This window comes from Brumicola pallidula DSM 14239 = ACAM 615 (assembly GCF_000428905.1).
GTDB lineage: Bacteria > Pseudomonadota > Gammaproteobacteria > Enterobacterales > Alteromonadaceae > Glaciecola > Glaciecola pallidula.
Genome location: NZ_KE386815.1, coordinates 266,325 through 282,909, shown reverse-complemented (window position 1 = coordinate 282,909; position 16,585 = coordinate 266,325). Strand labels below are relative to the sequence as shown.

The following is a 16,585-nucleotide window of genomic DNA, read 5'->3' as shown; positions in this document are numbered from 1 at the left end:
TATATTGCGCTAAGTTAGCGCTAGCCCATTACTCGATAATTTTACCGAGTGTCTCTCAATAATATTAATGTATATTAAACAAAGTCGATGCGACACCTTCAATTGGGGAAGTGAGAATTACCTATATGTCCGACTTTGAAAGACCGCGAGGACTATGTGCGAAAACCCAATGGATATGCAGGCTAAACAATGATGGTAATGTAAACTCTAGCGTTCGAAATAAGCGGTGTTTAAAAGAACTGATCGCTGTAAGGTCATCATCGTATCTAAATATTAAGCGGTTTACGGTCGACGTTTTTTTACTAATGCCGATATGCCGGTTTACTTATCTTTTTGAATTATTAAAGGAATCAATATGCCAGAAGGTCCTGAAATACGCCTTGCCGCTGATAAAATAGCAAAGGTCATCGAAGGTAAAGTAATCGAAGATATTGAAGTAGGTTTGCCTCGCCTTCTTGAGCCTTCAAAAAAACTCGAAGGGATTAGAGTTGAAAAAGTTGAAACCCGTGGCAAAGCTATGCTGATACACTTTGCTAATGGGCTCACAATTTACTCTCACAATCAGCTTTATGGTGTTTGGAAAACAGCTAGGCGTGGTCATTTCCCCAGAACCAATCGCTCCCTGCGTTTGGCTTTGCATACAAAGCAAAAAAGTGCCTTGCTATACAGTGCGTCGGATATCGCAGTATATGATCAAAGTGAGCTGGTGCAACATCCATTTTTGAGCAAAATTGGGCCTGATATTTTGAACAGTGAACTAAGCTGGGAAATCGTTGCTGAACGCCTGCAGCAAAGCCGTTTCTGTAATAGAGGTTTAAGCGCACTGTATTTGGATCAGCACTTTATCGCGGGTATTGGCAATTACTTGCGTACTGAAATCTTGTTTGCTGCTGGCGTCCATCCTGACTTTAAACCCAAGCAACTTGATTCAAAACAAATCGAAACCCTTGCTAGGCAAACGCTAATTATTGGTAAGCGTGCCTACGATACAAAAGGGCACACCTTACCGCCAACTTTGAGCAATAAACTGGCTAAAACAAAAGGCAGCTATGAAAGCGTCCGTTTTATGGCCTTTAACCGCGAAGGTTCGCCTTGTCGTAATTGCGTTCAGCCTATTGTAAAGGCGAAGCGCAATGGTAGGCGAATATATTGGTGTGAGAGTTGTCAGCTCACAGTGTCACGTGGTATTAAAGTTTGAACCTGAATTCTACTCCAAGACCGTGTAATTGTGAGTTTTAAAACAGGAAATTATCGCCAGTTGTTGAGCGCTGTAGTAATATCAGATGGTTTTATTGGATTATGTATTGGCGTAGGACACGTTGACGTGCTTACTTCAGTTTAGGAAGGGAAAGAGACTTTACCCATACTTACATTGGGTTGATTGCGCTTGTTACTTAAAAAGGCACGTTCATTGCCAGCGACACATTCGTTTGCAATGACGGCAAACAAGATTGCTTCTTTTGCATCTGCATCAACACCTAATTTGTTGGTTGAAAATACAGGCCTAGCAAGTAACTCAGAAATATTCTCTAATAAAAGTGGATTATGTATGCCACCGCCGCTGATATAAACAGTTGAGAATTCCGGTAACTGTTTAATGGTATTGACAATAGAATGGGCGGTAAATGCGTTCAATGTAGCCATTTGACTGGGCACACTGATGTCTTCCAAATGCACAGCTTTTAGCTGGGATGTAAACCAATCCAGATTAAACGTTTCTGGGCCAGTGGTTTTAGGTAAGGGTAACTTAATAAAAGGATGCTGCAATAGCTGCGTTAGCAATGACTCATTTACGCTCCCTTGCTTAGCAATAGCTGCGTCTTTATCGAAATCGTAGTCGCCGTATGCTCTCGCAAGGGCATCCATTAGGGTATTACCAGGACCAACATCTGAACAGATAACATTATCAAAGGATGCGTTTGAGGGCAGGTAAGTGATATTTGCAATACCGCCTATATTTAGCAGTGTGCGATGTTCTTGCTCGCTACTTAACAATAAATAGTCGCCGTATATTGCAAGAGGCGCCCCTTCGCCGCCATGTGCTATGTGCTTTTGGCGAAAGTCACTGACTGTTATTATCCCGGTACTAGCCGCAATATGGTCGCCATCGCCAATCTGTAAGGTGCTATTAGGCTGGCTTTTGATTTGATGCAAGGATGATGGTCGATGGTAGATAGTTTGACCGTGACTGGCGATCAAGTCGACGCTGTCATTGCGTATTTGCCAGTTAAGTAAGGCTTGGTTAATCATTTCACCATGCAAATGACCAATTTGAGCGTTCAACAAGCAAAGTGAATCTAAGGACACACTTTGTTTAGCAAATACCTGCTGGATTGCGCTTTTCAACTCTTTGCTATAACCAATGGTGGTGAATTCTTCACACCGCAATACCGCCGACTTTCCGTTCCCGGTTATTCTGCACAGAGCAATATCGAGGCCATCCAGCGATGTGCCGCTCATCAAACCAATAATTAGACGCTCAGGCGCAGTCGCTATGTTTTTAAGCTTTTCAATATGTTGCAACATTAGTAGAGTTTACTGCCCCAATTAAGTTTGGTGCGCAGTACATTAAAATAATTATAGTCAGGTGGATGCACTAAATGGAGTTTATCTGGGTTTTTTCGAATACGTACTTCGTCTCCCGGCATCAATGAAATAACGCTGTGGCTATCACAACTTACTTGCAGGTTATCCGTATTAACATTCGATACTTTTAAGGTTATTTCGCTATTAGCATCGACAACGATAGGTCGACTACTCAGGGTGTGTGGAAACATAGAAACAAGGGTAAGCGCATCTAACTGAGGCATTAGAATAGGACCGCCACCGGATAATGAATACGCAGTTGACCCTGTTGGCGTGGCTATAATCATGCCGTCTGAGCGTTGGCTAAACACAAACTGGTCGTCAACATAAAGCTCAAACTCCATCATGTGAGCCACTTTGCCATGATGCAGCACTATTTCGTTTACTGCTGAATTTGTATCTTGATGCTCATCATTTCTAAATACACTCGCTTCTAATAGAAAGCGAGCTTCTCTATACACATTGCCGTCGAAAATATGCGCAATTTGGCGGCTAATATCTTCTGGATTAATGTCCGTAAGGAAACCTAAATTTCCACGGTTTACACCAACAACATCAGTGTCAAATTTGGCTAATACTCGAGCGGCACCGAGCATATAGCCGTCACCACCAACTACAATAGCCAGTTCGGCACGTTCACCGATAGTATTAAGCGTACAGATTTCCAAAGAACGATCGTCGAGTTCTTCTTTTATGCTTGCCTCTACCAAAATAGTACAGTTTCTTTGTTTTAGTTCGCCAACAAGTACATTGAGACTTACCCGGCTGCCTTCATGGTCTGCTTTACCAATTAAGCCAACGGTTGAATAACTCATTAATTGTTCTCTGGTAATTATTATGCTTGTGTGCGGTAACTTTTACTTAATTGGCAGTGACTTGCAAGCCTAAATTTACAAACTTGCCTAACTCGCTTACCTGGCTGTCCAACCGCCATCTAATATTAGCGCTTGTCCTGTAATATTCTTTGCTGCGCTGCCAATTAAAAAGTGTGCAGTTTGTGCTAATTCTTCAATTTCTATAAAGGCTTTTTTAGGCATAGGTTCTAACATTATTTTATTAATAACATCTTCTTCAGACATGTTGTTTTCGATAGCTTGAGCTGTAATTTGTTTTTCAACCAACGGCGTTTTCACGTAAGCAGGGCACAGAGTGTTAATGGTCACATCAACATCTCCGGTCTCCAGCGCTATGGTTTTTGCGAATCCAAGCAGGCCATGCTTAGCTGCTACGTAGGCTGATTTAAACGGTGAGGCGACGACTGAATGAATAGAACCTACGTTTATAATTCGACCAAAGTTTTGAACTCGCATGTGTGGTAGAAATGCCTGTGTCAGCAATGCAGGCCCCACGAGCATAACGTTAATAAGCATTTGCCATTTTTCAGCAGGGAAATCCTCTAGTTTACTGACATGTTGAATGCCCGCATTGTTGATCAAAATATCTACAGGCGTGCTACTTAGCGATGCAGGTAAAGCGGCAACTTGCTGCGCATCACATACATTTATTTGTATCGATTGCGCGGACAAACCTAAGTTATTGAGGGTTTTTGCTGCATTATCAGCTGCGTCTTCATCAATGTCAGCAATGATGACATGATGACCTAGGTGTGCCAAATATTTAGCGATACCATAGCCGATACCACTTGCACCGCCGGTTACAAATACATTCAAAGACTTAGCTTCAGCAGTCATATTTTTTCCTTATTTTGCAGTTGTGTTTTCAAACGAGATTATCCTTTTTTAGTGCAATTTCAGTTGCAATTTATTGTTACAAACTGATGTTACCAAGGTGATCCCATGTTTTTAAATTGTGTATTAAATGTACTTATTATGAATATTAAAATAATACGTTATTTTGTATTCGAAATAATATTAGGAATATTATCCACTAAGGACATGACAGCCTTGATTTGTTTTCCGTCTTTGTTGGCGTAGTTTACGCCTGTATAACCCCACCAATCCCAGCAAGCTTGGGGGTTTAAAGGCATAAAAGCAGACTTCTTAGTTTGTGGATAAAGTACAATTAAATTATTTGTGTCCGCCCATGCATTAAACCCCGCATTTTTAGCATATTCATTGCCAATGGCTTCGGCATTTTGGTTGCAACCATGAAAGCTGATATGAATATCGCAATTCCTCTTGTCTTTGCAACTTTGGGGAACGAAAAGGTAAGCATTTTCGCCAAGCGTCTCAGCATATTCGCCTGCGTATTCGCGTTGTTCGAATGTGAGTAGTTGCTGGCTTAATTGGTCATTACTTTTAGTCGATTTAGGCTCTGTAAGTTGTGTTATGTATTTAAGCAATTCGCCAGCGGCGTCGTAATTACAATTGCCAATGAAAGGCGATACAGACTCAATGCAAGGCTTACCACTATCTAGTGTTGGCATTACATGAGCAAATGCTTGCTGGCTAAGATATTTGACATTTTTAGGCACAAACAGCGTGTTGATTTGAGCGGCTAATTGGTCTGCAACCACGCGATTAATTCGAGTGTCCAGAGTGCCGTGCAGCAACCAAACCTTATCGTCTTGGTTATATTTTGAAGCAGCTAGTTGACCACTTGCTTGATAATCATCAATAGTTGCAGCGAGCGCGGTTAAGTCTATTGTGGCATCTGGATTTGCTACGCAGTTTTGCAGTGCCGTAGATATGCTTCCTTGGGCACAAAAATAAGGGCCTCCTGCAATGAGCCCTGAGCCAATGACTTGTTCGGAAAATGATAAGTGAAATTGCATTGCCATATACGCCCCGGAAGATAAACCAGAAACACTAATGACAGGAACATCTTTTTGAACACTGGGTTTTGCACCATTACTAGGGCTACCGCAAGCGGCAAGCATCATAGATGTTATTGATACAATGCTGGCCTGTTTTAATATTAACTTTCTCATGTAACCCTCTCGGCTATTCAGCTAAAAATGCAGCGATGGTTGCGCTGTGTTTATGAATGTTCAATACGCCTTCCAAATGTCCCAAATGACCTTGGATCTCAGCAATTTTAGTGTCTTTGTTCATCTCTTTTAGTTCTTTATAAGTGTTGCGTGCATTGTATGGCATCAGCAATAAGTCTGTCGTAGCCGGCAAAAATAGCGATTTGGCGGTCATTTGCTTTAGGCCGGTGCGTAGATCTTGTTTTTGTCCAGCCATGAAGAGTTGGCAGGCTCTCACCAAATACAGCAAGCTATTAGCATCCATGTTTTCAGCGCGCCCTTTTGCTCTATTGTACAACCAATCATTAATACCATGACGCGCCTGTATATCCATCAGTGGCTTTGACTCCAGTGGCTGATGTTTTAGGTCCACACCAACTTGATTAAAGTAATCAGGCGTCAGTGCTACTTGCGTAATAAACATGAGTGCAGCTGTTAATCCTTCGGTCGGTGGCTGGGATTTGTAATAGTTACCTTGTTGCCAATATTGATCGAGCTTAATGGGTATTGTCCATTGTTCGAGTGCAGCGGTTGTCCAAGCATCACTAAACGACGAGCCTATGACTGATATAAGTCGCTCGACCTGATCAGGATAAGCCGTAGCCCATTCTATTGCCTGCATTGACCCCATTGAGGGGCCCGCTACCGCATATAGTTTTTGAATGCCAAGTGACTCCAGTAATGACTTTTGTGTATTGACCATATCTCGCATAGTAATAACCGGGAATGTGAGGCCATAAGGATTGCCTGTGGCAGGATTGATGCTGGCTGGACCGGTTGTGATTACATTTTTGTCTTTTACATTTAGATTTGCCAAGCTGTCCATGCTGACAACAAAAAACTTATTAGTATCTATGGCTTTGTTCGGCCCAATAATACTATCCCAATAACCACTTGTGGCATCGGATGCCGCATATTTACCTGCCGCATGAGAAGTCCCTGTGAAGTAATGTGTTATCAGAATCGCGTTTGATTTATCGGCGTTTAATTCACCGTAACTTTCCCATCCTAATTTCACCTCTTTAATACTTTGGCCATTGAATGTTGTAAAGTCTGCAATACTGTGTACTTGTTTTTGGCTTAGTAATTGTGGCTGCGTATCCGAACTTTCCTGTGCTATAACGGATCGGCTTATCGATATAACCGTAAGCGAAAAAGCAAGCACAAAAAGCAATGCTGCCTTTCTCGCCACACTTTGCTGGTGCAAAGCGAAATTAAGGCGCTTGCCTAGTATTTGTAATAACCGGCTTTTTGAAACGTGATTTTGCATATGGGTTGATTCCTAGAATATGATGAATAGGGCAATGGCTAGCGTTAAGCCAATAAGTGGCACAGCAACGGTTAAGGCGGCCATCGGACCATATGCTCGCTGGTGCGTTTCATGGCATATTGCGCGAATAGTCGTGACAACATAACCATTATGCGGTAAAGAATCCAAGGCACCAGAGGCTATTGCGACAATTCGATGCAATTCTTCTGGATCCACGCCCTGATCTAAATAATGTGGTCCGACTAAAGGCAGTGCAATTGCTTGTCCACCTGAAGCAGAGCCTGTTAGGCCCGCAATAACGCTAACGGCAATTGCTGCCCCGATTAGTTCATTACCCGGAATTTGTGTCATTACTTGAACGGTTTCTTGAAATGCGCTGGTGGTTTGTGCAATCGCACCAAAACCGACCACTGCAGAGGTATTGCCGATGGCAAGTAGGGCACCTGTAGTACCTAAATTAACCGCTTTTCCTAGGTTTTGAAAATACTTAAAATTAATTATCATTAGGGTCAATACACCGCCTCCTAATGCGACTATTAAGGCAAGTTGAGCTAACGATTCGTGCAAAAAGAATGATAATAAAAGAACAACTAAAAGCGGAATAAAACCCGTAATTGGGTGAGGATAGGTACGCTCTTTTATTTCAGGATCTTCCGGTTTTGCTTCAAATACTTCCCCGGCTAATACCGCTTTACCTACCATGCGCTTAAGCCACCAGTAGCCAAAAAGCGCCATAAATATGGCAACCACCAAACTCACTTCCCATGCCGCGAAAGGTGAGGTACCTAAATATTTTATTGGGATCCAATTTTGAATTTCAGGTGAACCCGCCGATGTCATGGTAAAAGTAACGGACCCGAAGGCCATCGTCGCGGGTATGAAGCGTCGAGGTAAGTTTGCATCCTTAAATAAACTCAGGGCCATCGGGTAAACCGAAAAAGCCACTACAAATACACTCACGCCGCCGTAGGTAAGAATGGCGCATGCGGCAACCACAGCAAAAACCGCTTGTTTATAACCTAATTTGCTGACAATCCATTTGGATAAAGCATCGGCTGCGCCGGTGTCCTCCATAAATTTACCAAACAGTGCACCCAATAAAAACATGAAAAACCAAGACGCAATAAAACCAGTAAATCCTGACATGTATGTTTCTACAAAGTTACTTTCGCCACTAAATACCGGGAGCCCACTAGTCAGTCCAACAACCAATGCACACAACGGAGCTGCTATAAATAGGTTCATCCCGCGGATCGTGAGCCATATTAGTAGACCCAAACCACCTACCAAGCCAATTAAACTTATCATTATTTTTTTTCCTAATTGCCGAGTGAAAAATCTGTGACCGCAGATTGCATAGCTACAACAAGTTGGTGAGAAGTAAGTTTGATACATAAGGGCTGCATTGCCCATAGTACGATGGTACTAGTTACCTTTTTGCATTTTTGCCCTAGATTAGTAACAGACCGCTACTGCTAGCAAGAATAATTAGTTAACACTACCGACAGAAATACCTTTAAGGGGATAAAAATGAAGACGACAATGAATAAAAAGCCTCAACTTGCGCTGTGCGCATTAGCGGTAAGTGCCGCTTTATCAATAGGGCCACAAGTTCAAGCGCAAGAAATACAAGAAGTTAAAGAAAGTAAACTAGAAAGAATTCAAGTAACAGCGCGTAAGACGTCTGAAAATTTACAGGAAGTGCCTATCGCGGTCACTTCAATTGGGGCCAAAGAACTCAGTGAAAAGGGTATTTCGGTTATTACCGAGATACAACAATTTTCGCCTAACACAACATTGCAGACCAGTCGCGGTACCAACTCAACGTTGACTGCTTTCATTCGGGGTGTAGGCCAACAAGACCCATTGTGGGGCTATGAGCCTGGCGTTGGTATTTATATTGATGATGTTTATATGGCGCGCCCACAAGGTGCTGTATTAGACCTAATTGATGTTGAAAGAATAGAGGTATTGCGCGGTCCTCAGGGAACTCTTTACGGCAAAAACACCATTGGAGGTGCCATTAAATACGTGACTAAAGAAATGACCGGCGGCACAGAGTTTAATGCACAAACTACGCTAGGTAGTTATTCCCAACGTGATATTAAGTTAACCGGACAGTTACCTATTCTTGATGACAAACTTTATGTCGGCTTCGGTTTTGCAGACTTAAGCCGAGATGGTTTTGGCGAGTTTTTACAATCTGCATTACCAAATCAAGACCGAGAGAACTACAACAAAGATTTATGGGCAGCGCGGGTTGACGTTGAGTTTAGAGCGTCTGATGATCTCTTTGTGAAGTTCAATTGGGATAAAACCAGAGATACGTCAAACGCAAAAGGAGGTTATCGCCTTCTACCGAGCGTAAGGACTAACGCACCCGTGCCAGACAGCGTTTACGATTCATACACGAGCCTACCTACAACAAACTTAGTTGAGCTGGAAGGTTACAGCCTGATGATCCGCTATGACTTCAGTGATGCAATGGAATTTAAATATATTGGTTCGTATCGTGAGGGCTATTCACCAACTAACATTGATTTTGATAATACCGCCTTAGATATATTCGACGTACCTGCCGAATATACGGATGAGAACAACACGCATGAACTGCAGATGAACTACGCAGGTGACCGCGTCAATATGGTCAGTGGTTTATATTTATATGACGGTGAGTCGTGCGGTAATTTTGATGCCATTCTTGGTTTATTCGGTCGCGATGTTTTTGGTAGTCCTGGTTTGACTAGAGAAGTAACTGGGTGCAATAACTCTGAGAGCTGGGCTATATACTCTCAAGCGACGTTCCAAGTAACAGATGAGTTGTCGATGACAGTAGGCGGAAGATATACAGACGAAGACAAGACAGCCATTGTAAATAATGGCTTGATATTTGATAACGTCTATCCTCAGTCTAACTGGATCCCGGGCTATACCAGACCTGATGGACAGCTAGTGCCAACGGTACTCGGCAGCGATAGCAACGGTGATGGCATACTCGATGCGCCCAAAACTGAAAACTGGACGCGTTTTACACCGCGTTTAGGCTTAGAGTATCAAGCTGCTGATAACATGATGTTGTTTGCAAGCTTCTCGCAAGGTTTCAAGTCAGGTACCTTTAATCCAAGAGCGACAACTAACGAAGACGGGGTTAATCCTGAAATTGTTGATTCATATGAAGTGGGTTTAAAAGCGGATTGGAATGACAATTTTAGAACCAACGTAACGTTGTTCTCACTTGATCATAAAGATCGCCAGTACGTTGGTCTTGGTAACGGCAACACCGCTACTGATTTGCTGCAAGTGCTGCGAAACGTAGCAGCAACCTCGGCAAAAGGTGTTGAAGCGGAAGTGACGTATGTTGCTAGCGACTACCTTACTTTCAATCTCGCGTATGGCTACATTGATGATAAAATTGAGAAAAACAACTCCGTTCCACCACTGATTGGCCTAGCAAACACACCTAGCCAAACGGTAAATTTATCGGCTAATTACGTCATTGAATCGGATGTAGGTGATTTTACGATGAACGCAGGATATTACCACAGAGGTGACTATCTGTTATTTGAAACCAGCACATTGTTAGAGCAAGAAGCATATGGTCTATTTAATGTGAGCATTAATTGGCAAAGTGTTGAGGGTGATTGGTATGCCAGCTTACATGGTAAAAACCTTACGGATGAAGAGTACTTAGTCGGAGGTTATGATTTCGTTGGCGTAGCAGATGATGGCACTTTACTAGCCGGCTTAGGTGGTGACTTTACACTTATTGGCTATTATGGTGACCCCAGAACGGTTCACCTGACAGTAGGCTATAGATTCTAGATTTCATGTGTCCTTTAGGGGCTAGCGCCCCTTTTTTGCTTTTGAATGACGAGCATACAACAGAATAAAATTTTTAACTCTTTTCAAATTGACTCTTAATTTAACACCCTCTACTATTCATACCCCCAATGTACAAAGGCATTAATTTTCCACATGGACAAAATCAAAGCATTAATTGCTGATGATCATCCCTTATTTAGAAACGCACTCAAACAGGCGTTAAGCGACCTGTTAGGTGATGGCTTACTAGAATCTGCCGATTTTCATTCCACTATAAAACAGCTTAACTTGCATGATGATATTGACTTACTTTTCCTCGATTTAAAAATGCCGGGTAACTCAGGATTGGCCGGCTTAAGTCAAATTCGTGCTGAATTTCCAAACATTTTGATTGTGGTTGTGTCGGCTGAAGAAACGCCGTCACTGATTGTCAAAGCCTTACAATTGGGAGCCAGTGCATTTATCCCAAAATCGACTTCGTTAGAGTTGATCAATGAAGCTGTATCAGATGTTCTGAATGGCAATGAGTGGTTACCTGAAAACTTAACTCATTTAGGCGAGCATGCGTCAATTGATGGCAATGATGCCTTGCAACGTATTGAACAATTAACGCCGCATCAATTAAAGGTACTCAGGATGATGGCTGACGGATTGTTAAATAAGCAGATAGCTTACGAGTTAGATATTTCAGAAAGTACTGTTAAACAGCACGCTTCGGCTTGTTTGCGAAAGTTAAATGTAAACAATCGAACTCAGGCAGGGGTTATTTTTAAACAACTAATGTCGTTTGAATAACGCATGCTTTTGGCTATGACAGCCTAAAAAGATAAAATGTTGCTTGCAGCTAATTTTTGCTAGATTCGGCAGAAATTACATTTTTAAATTAAACCCATAGAAGTGACCCTTAGGAGAAACATATGACTGACGTTGTTGCTATTCAAATTGAAAAAAAAGTTGCCACTATTACCATTCAAAACGGCAAAGTAAATGCAATTTCGCATCAAGTTATTGATCAAATGAATAACGCGCTCGACCAAGCTGAACAAGCTAAAGCGGTTGTTGTGATCACCGGTAAACAAGGCATGCTATCTGGTGGATATGACTTAAACGTAATGCGAGAAAGCATGAGCTTAGCAATGCAGTTGGTTGAGAAGGGCTCAACCTTATCTCGACGACTGCTTGCATTTCCGTTTCCGGTGCTTGTTGCTTGTCCTGGTCATGCTGTCGCAAAGGGGGCTTTTTTATTACTTTCTGCGGACTACAGAATAGGTGTGGAAGGCAATTTTAAAATAGGTTTGAATGAAGTGGCGATTGGCATGAGTATGCATGATGCCGGTGTTGAATTAGCTCGAGGTCGGTTGGCCCCTGTATTCTTCAACCGCAGTGTTATTTTAGCTGAAATGGTGTCACCGCAAGACGCTATTACAGCGGGTTTTTTAGACAAAGTGGTGAGTGAATCTGAATTCTTGCCCACGGTTACTTTTATTGCTCAAGCGATGACGAAGTTAGACATGAAGGCTCACTATAATACCAAGTTAAAAGCCAGAGCTGAATTACTTCATAGGTTAGACGCCGCAATAGAAAAGGATAAGGGAGGGAGTTTGTAATAACGCCCTGCCCAGAATGATGCGACTGAAATTGAGCTTACAGCTGCAAATGTCTTGTTGAGTGTATGTGAAAATAATCAAAGATTGGTCGTTATTAAAGCCGCACTGAGCGATTTTTAGGCGGTTATTAATGCTCTCTACTCATATAATACGAAGGTTTTCATGAGAATTTTACTTATTATTGGTACGTTATTTTTAACCGCATGCACTAGCACGCAAGGTATAACGGTTTATTCATTTACAAACTCACAAATCGAAGCTGCATTGGATCAACAACTACCCAAGCTAAGAGAAGAAATAAGCTTAATGGGTTTTCCAGTGCAAGTTGAAGTCACTAGCTTGACAGTAAACATTGGTCCGGATAATCGGGACGTGGTTTCGCTCAGCGTTGATTCAAGCGCTAAGATCAATGCCTTTTTGTTACAGTACCCAGTGCGTTTAACTTTACAAATAGAAGGTAGCCCTTTTTATGATAGTGAGAGAAAAGCTATCTTCTTACGCAATGTAAAATTACTAGACTCCAATATTAACGCGGGTGGCTTCAGCGGTAATTTGGCCTTACTTGACGGTGAAGTTATGCAAGTAATAAATACTTTTTTGGCTGTTAACCCTGTATATAAGTTAGATACTAGCATTCCTAAAGTTGCCTTATTAAGTAAGTTGCCACTAACTATGAAAGTAGTTGAAGGCGCTATTAAGCTTATTCCACGATTTTAATGAAGCGCCCGTTTGTTGTATAAGAAACGGTGATGCTAGTTCTTAAATATGCCAGCTGACCAGCTCAAACACATCATGACAATAATAAGCCCGAGTGCAGCAAGGAAAGGGTTGATTAGTGTTAGTGTTTGAGTAGTCCTAAATATTGTTCTAAATAATACCGGTTCAAGGTTTGGTTTTTTGTAGAAGCCTTTTCAATGCCATGGGTTTTAAGGGTTTTGGTAGATAAATCATATTGTGTACGTCTGCTTGCTGTCTTATTGCTTGGCTACGATCCGCCGTACTTAAGAGTAATAAGGGCGTATTTAGTTTATGTTGTTGTCTGTAGGCGATGATTGACTGGCAAACATCAATACCGTTGTCGCCATTATCTAAGTGATAATCTGCGATAATATAGTCAATGCAAGGTTGTTGTTGAAATTTTCTAACGCTTTTCCCATCATGAGCTACATAAACGAACGCTCCCCAGCCCTGCAATAAAGTAGTCATTGCATTGGCTATTAGGGCTTGATTCTCTATTAGCAAAACAGTTTTGTGTTGCATAAACGTTTGGCTGTTAACACTGTCTTCTTTCTCGACGGTGGGCATTGTGCCGCGCTTGCTGCGTTGCAATCGTATGGAAAACTGCGTGCCTTTATCTACAATTGACTGTACTTTAACGTCATGGTTTAGGAGTTGACTCATTTTCTCTACGATGGTTAAGCCAAGGCCTATACCTTCATTATTACCTTTGTTATCCAATTGCTTAAATTCATCGAATATTAAGCGCTTTTGGTCATCAGCAATCCCTCTACCTGTATCCAATACACAAATTTCTATTTTGTTTTCGTTTCTTCTCCTAACGCCTACTAATATCCGACCTGCTTCAGTATATCTCACCGCATTACTAATTAGGTTTTGAATAATCCGATTTAACAAACGACGATCACTGTGCACCCAAACGTTGGTTTCAATATAATCGATGCTTAAGTGTTTTTGTTGTGCAACAACAGCGTACTCGTTGACCAAATTTTTAAGTAATGGATTTAAACTGAATGAATGCATGTCAGGCTTAAACAAACCTGATTCAAGCTTTGTCATATCAAGCAGCATCGAAAGTAATTGGTCGGCATTTTCTAGGGCGTTAACAAGTCCTTGCGTCAGCTCTTTGTCATCTGCACTTTTCAATCGTTGATGCAGCATTGATGCAAATAATGAGGCAGCGTTAAAAGGTTGCATTAGATCATGACCCGCTGCGGCCAAAAATTTGGTTTTACTTGTATTTGCCATTTCCGCATCTAATTTTGCTGAGTTTAATTCAGCCGTGCGCTGCTCGACTCTGGTCTCTAACTCTACTTTTGATTCTTCCAATTGTCTTTGAATATGAATATATTCACTAATATCATTGTATGTGGTTACAAATCCACCGCCTGGAAGTGGGCTACCTGCTATTTCGATCACTCTACCATTTTTATTATCGCGAATGAATTTATAGGCGCTTCCAGACAGTGTGTAAGCAATGCGTCTTTCAATTAGCTCTTCGGATGATAAATCGGTATCTGGTTGATTCATTAACCCGCGTGACGCATTAAATTGAAGAATTTCGCGTAAATGCATGCCCACTCTTAAAAAGTGCTTTGGGTAATCAAATAACTCAATATATTTTTGATTCCAGGCAATTAAACTCATATCCGAGCCTATAACACTGATCCCTTGAGGAATATGAGCAACTGAAGATTGCAATAATTCATGATTGAATTGAAAGGTTTGTGAGGCTTGTTCAATCCACTCAGTGAGTTCGTTAATATCTTCCTTTTTGTTGATTGAAATTGCGGCAAGAAGAATGCGCGCACTGGCGTTTCCTACATGTGATGATAGTAGCCTTTCTGCGTGAGCAAGCACCGATGGCTCGACATAAGCTAAGTTGGCGGCATCTGATAATGACACTCGATCGGAAAAGGCCGTGGCGAGTTTTTCAGGAATAACCCGGTTAATCAGAGCGAGTAGGTCATTGGTCGGGATTTGAAAGTTACTTTTACGTTCATTCACAGGAAGGGTTAACGAACTCTGAGCATTGAACCTTTTTGCCACTTCATTTCTACTATTTGAATATTTATTTTTAGCTGAATTAAACAATGAAATTGCCACAAAAATAACGGTATTACTAATAAATGAAATATAAAAACCAATCGCTAGGTCATAGTCGGTAATAGCGTCTGCAAAGTAATAGCTGGATAGAATACTAGGATATAAAATGAAGTAGGCCCAGCATCCTGCGCCCATCAGAGTGCCAAATAGAGCACTCAATTTGGTCGCGTTTTTCCAATACACACCAAGAATAATGGTGGGAAACATTTGTGCTAGTAGCGATAAAGCGATAAAACCACTTTTAACCAATGGTGCAGTTTGGCTAATGTTTAAGTGATACCAGTAAGCGATACCTAAGACCAAAATAATCGTAAATTGCCTTATCCGTAAAATATTCGCAGGTGCTAGGTTCTTCTTCAAGTGAGGTAACACTTGAGTTGAGAGCCAAAGAGGGGTAACAAAGCTATTGGCTACCATGATGCCCATTGTCAGCGTGGCAACAATAACCATGCTGGTAGCACCAGATAGACCGCCGATATAAGAGGTAACAGAAACCCACTCATTGCCCATACTAACAGGAATAGATAAAGCAAAACTATCGGTGGAAAACTGGGTTGTATCTAAAAGAATATTACCCGCCAGTGCGATCGGTAATACGAATATAGTCATGCAAACCAAAAACAATGGGAATAGCCATCTTGCTAGCAGTAGTTCATTTTCATTATTGTTTTCAATAAACGCGATATGAAACTGGCGTGGTAAGCAAAACATAGAGCAAACACCGAGTAAAACATGGCTAGCAAAAACCCAAATTGAAAAATCAGATTGCAGTATTTGAATAGTTGCTTCATGTTTTGATGCTTGAATAAAGAGGTCAAAAACACCATCGAACAAGCTATAGCAAACATATAAGCCAACAATGACAAGCCCTGCTAGCTTTGCCAATGATTCAAAGGCAATGGTATACATTAGACCTGTGTGTTTTTCGGTTAAGTCTAGGGTTCTGGTGCCGAAAATAATCGCGAACAAAGCCATCAGCCCAACGACATAAAAACCAATACTGGGTGTTAAACTCTCGCTGTCCTTGGTCATCAAGTTTAGCATTAGGGTAATAGCGTCGAGTTGCAATGCAATGTAGGGAACAACACCAATAAAACAAATAAGGGTAATCATGCCAGCAATAATATGACTGTGTTGATAGCGCATACCAATAAAATCGGCGAGTGAACTGATGTTATGTTGGCGGCACAATTTGGCAATTTTGCAAATAACAGGGAAGGCGAACAGCATAACTACAATAACACCTAGGTACGTAGGAACAAACGCCCAGCCAAACTGCGAAGCCTGTGTTGTGGTGCCAAAAAACGCCCAAGAAGTGCAGTGAATACCCAGTGCTAATGAATATATGACAGGAGAGGCGGCTCGTTTTTTATTTCCGTAAAATGCAATAGCAAACAGCACACCTAGATAAACAAGTGTAATCAGGCCAATGGTGTAAATCGAAAACAAGTAAAACTCCTGCTAAAACAATAAAGCGAGTGTGAGTATCTTAGCCACTAGCCTAATGCCTTTTGGACGAAAAAGGTA

The 16,585-nt window shown here is 41.6% G+C and carries 12 protein-coding genes; 5 read left to right on the top strand and 7 right to left on the bottom strand.

All coding sequences use genetic code 11. From position 1 onward, the window contains the following. The first annotated feature begins 355 nt into the window (after nt 1–355). The gene (gene nei, locus G399_RS0115110; protein WP_006010504.1) at nt 356–1,198 is read left to right on the top strand and encodes an endonuclease VIII; all 843 of its coding nucleotides are present in this window, start codon (nt 356–358) and stop codon (nt 1,196–1,198) included. A 140-nt stretch (nt 1,199–1,338) separates the two neighbouring features. On the opposite strand, the gene G399_RS0115105 is transcribed toward nei, so the two are convergent. The 6 genes from G399_RS0115105 to G399_RS0115080 form a co-directional block, all read right to left on the bottom strand. Continuing rightward, nucleotides 1,339–2,526 carry an anhydro-N-acetylmuramic acid kinase gene (locus G399_RS0115105; RefSeq protein ID WP_006010502.1) on the bottom strand — a complete coding sequence of 396 codons (1,188 nt, stop codon included), beginning with the start codon at nt 2,524–2,526 and terminating at the stop codon, nt 1,339–1,341. Next, entirely contained in the window at nt 2,526–3,401 is an 876-nt protein-coding gene (gene nadK, locus G399_RS0115100; protein ID WP_006010501.1) for an NAD(+) kinase, read from the bottom strand. The genes G399_RS0115105 and nadK overlap by 1 nt, the downstream gene beginning before the upstream one ends. 96 nt (nt 3,402–3,497) lie before the next feature. Continuing rightward, complete coding sequence (locus G399_RS0115095; RefSeq protein WP_006010489.1) at nt 3,498–4,277, bottom strand: 3-hydroxybutyrate dehydrogenase; 780 nt, start codon at nt 4,275–4,277, stop codon at nt 3,498–3,500. A gap of 158 nt (nt 4,278–4,435) precedes the next feature. Beyond that, complete coding sequence (locus G399_RS0115090) at nt 4,436–5,476, bottom strand: extracellular catalytic domain type 2 short-chain-length polyhydroxyalkanoate depolymerase (protein ID WP_006010487.1); 1,041 nt, start codon at nt 5,474–5,476, stop codon at nt 4,436–4,438. 13 nt (nt 5,477–5,489) lie between these two features. After that, a complete protein-coding gene (locus tag G399_RS0115085; protein ID WP_006010484.1) occupies nt 5,490–6,785 on the bottom strand; it encodes an E22 family MetX-like putative esterase in 1,296 nt (431 codons plus the stop codon). A gap of 12 nt (nt 6,786–6,797) precedes the next feature. After that, nucleotides 6,798–8,093 (bottom strand): GntP family permease, encoded by a 1,296-nt coding sequence (locus tag G399_RS0115080; RefSeq protein WP_006010482.1) that lies wholly within the window; start codon nt 8,091–8,093, stop codon nt 6,798–6,800. Between the two features lie 222 nt (nt 8,094–8,315). Between G399_RS0115080 and G399_RS0115075 the strand changes: the two genes are divergently transcribed. The 4 genes from G399_RS0115075 (at nt 8,316) to G399_RS0115060 (ending at nt 12,931) form a co-directional block, all read left to right on the top strand. Further along, nucleotides 8,316–10,607: a TonB-dependent receptor gene (locus tag G399_RS0115075; protein ID WP_006010480.1), complete on the top strand. Its 2,292-nt coding sequence runs from the start codon at nt 8,316–8,318 to the stop codon at nt 10,605–10,607. A gap of 153 nt (nt 10,608–10,760) precedes the next feature. Then, on the top strand, nt 10,761–11,402 hold the full coding sequence (locus G399_RS0115070; protein ID WP_006010478.1) for a response regulator: 642 nt from the start codon (nt 10,761–10,763) through the stop codon (nt 11,400–11,402). 122 nt (nt 11,403–11,524) lie between these two features. After that, nucleotides 11,525–12,214: a crotonase/enoyl-CoA hydratase family protein gene (locus G399_RS0115065; protein ID WP_006010477.1), complete on the top strand. Its 690-nt coding sequence runs from the start codon at nt 11,525–11,527 to the stop codon at nt 12,212–12,214. A gap of 162 nt (nt 12,215–12,376) precedes the next feature. Further along, nucleotides 12,377–12,931: a YceB family lipoprotein gene (locus tag G399_RS0115060; protein WP_006010475.1), complete on the top strand. Its 555-nt coding sequence runs from the start codon at nt 12,377–12,379 to the stop codon at nt 12,929–12,931. 165 nt (nt 12,932–13,096) lie between these two features. On the opposite strand, the gene G399_RS0115055 is transcribed toward G399_RS0115060, so the two are convergent. Further along, nucleotides 13,097–16,507 (bottom strand): hybrid sensor histidine kinase/response regulator, encoded by a 3,411-nt coding sequence (locus tag G399_RS0115055; RefSeq protein WP_006010474.1) that lies wholly within the window; start codon nt 16,505–16,507, stop codon nt 13,097–13,099. Nucleotides 16,508–16,585: the final 78 nt, after the last annotated feature.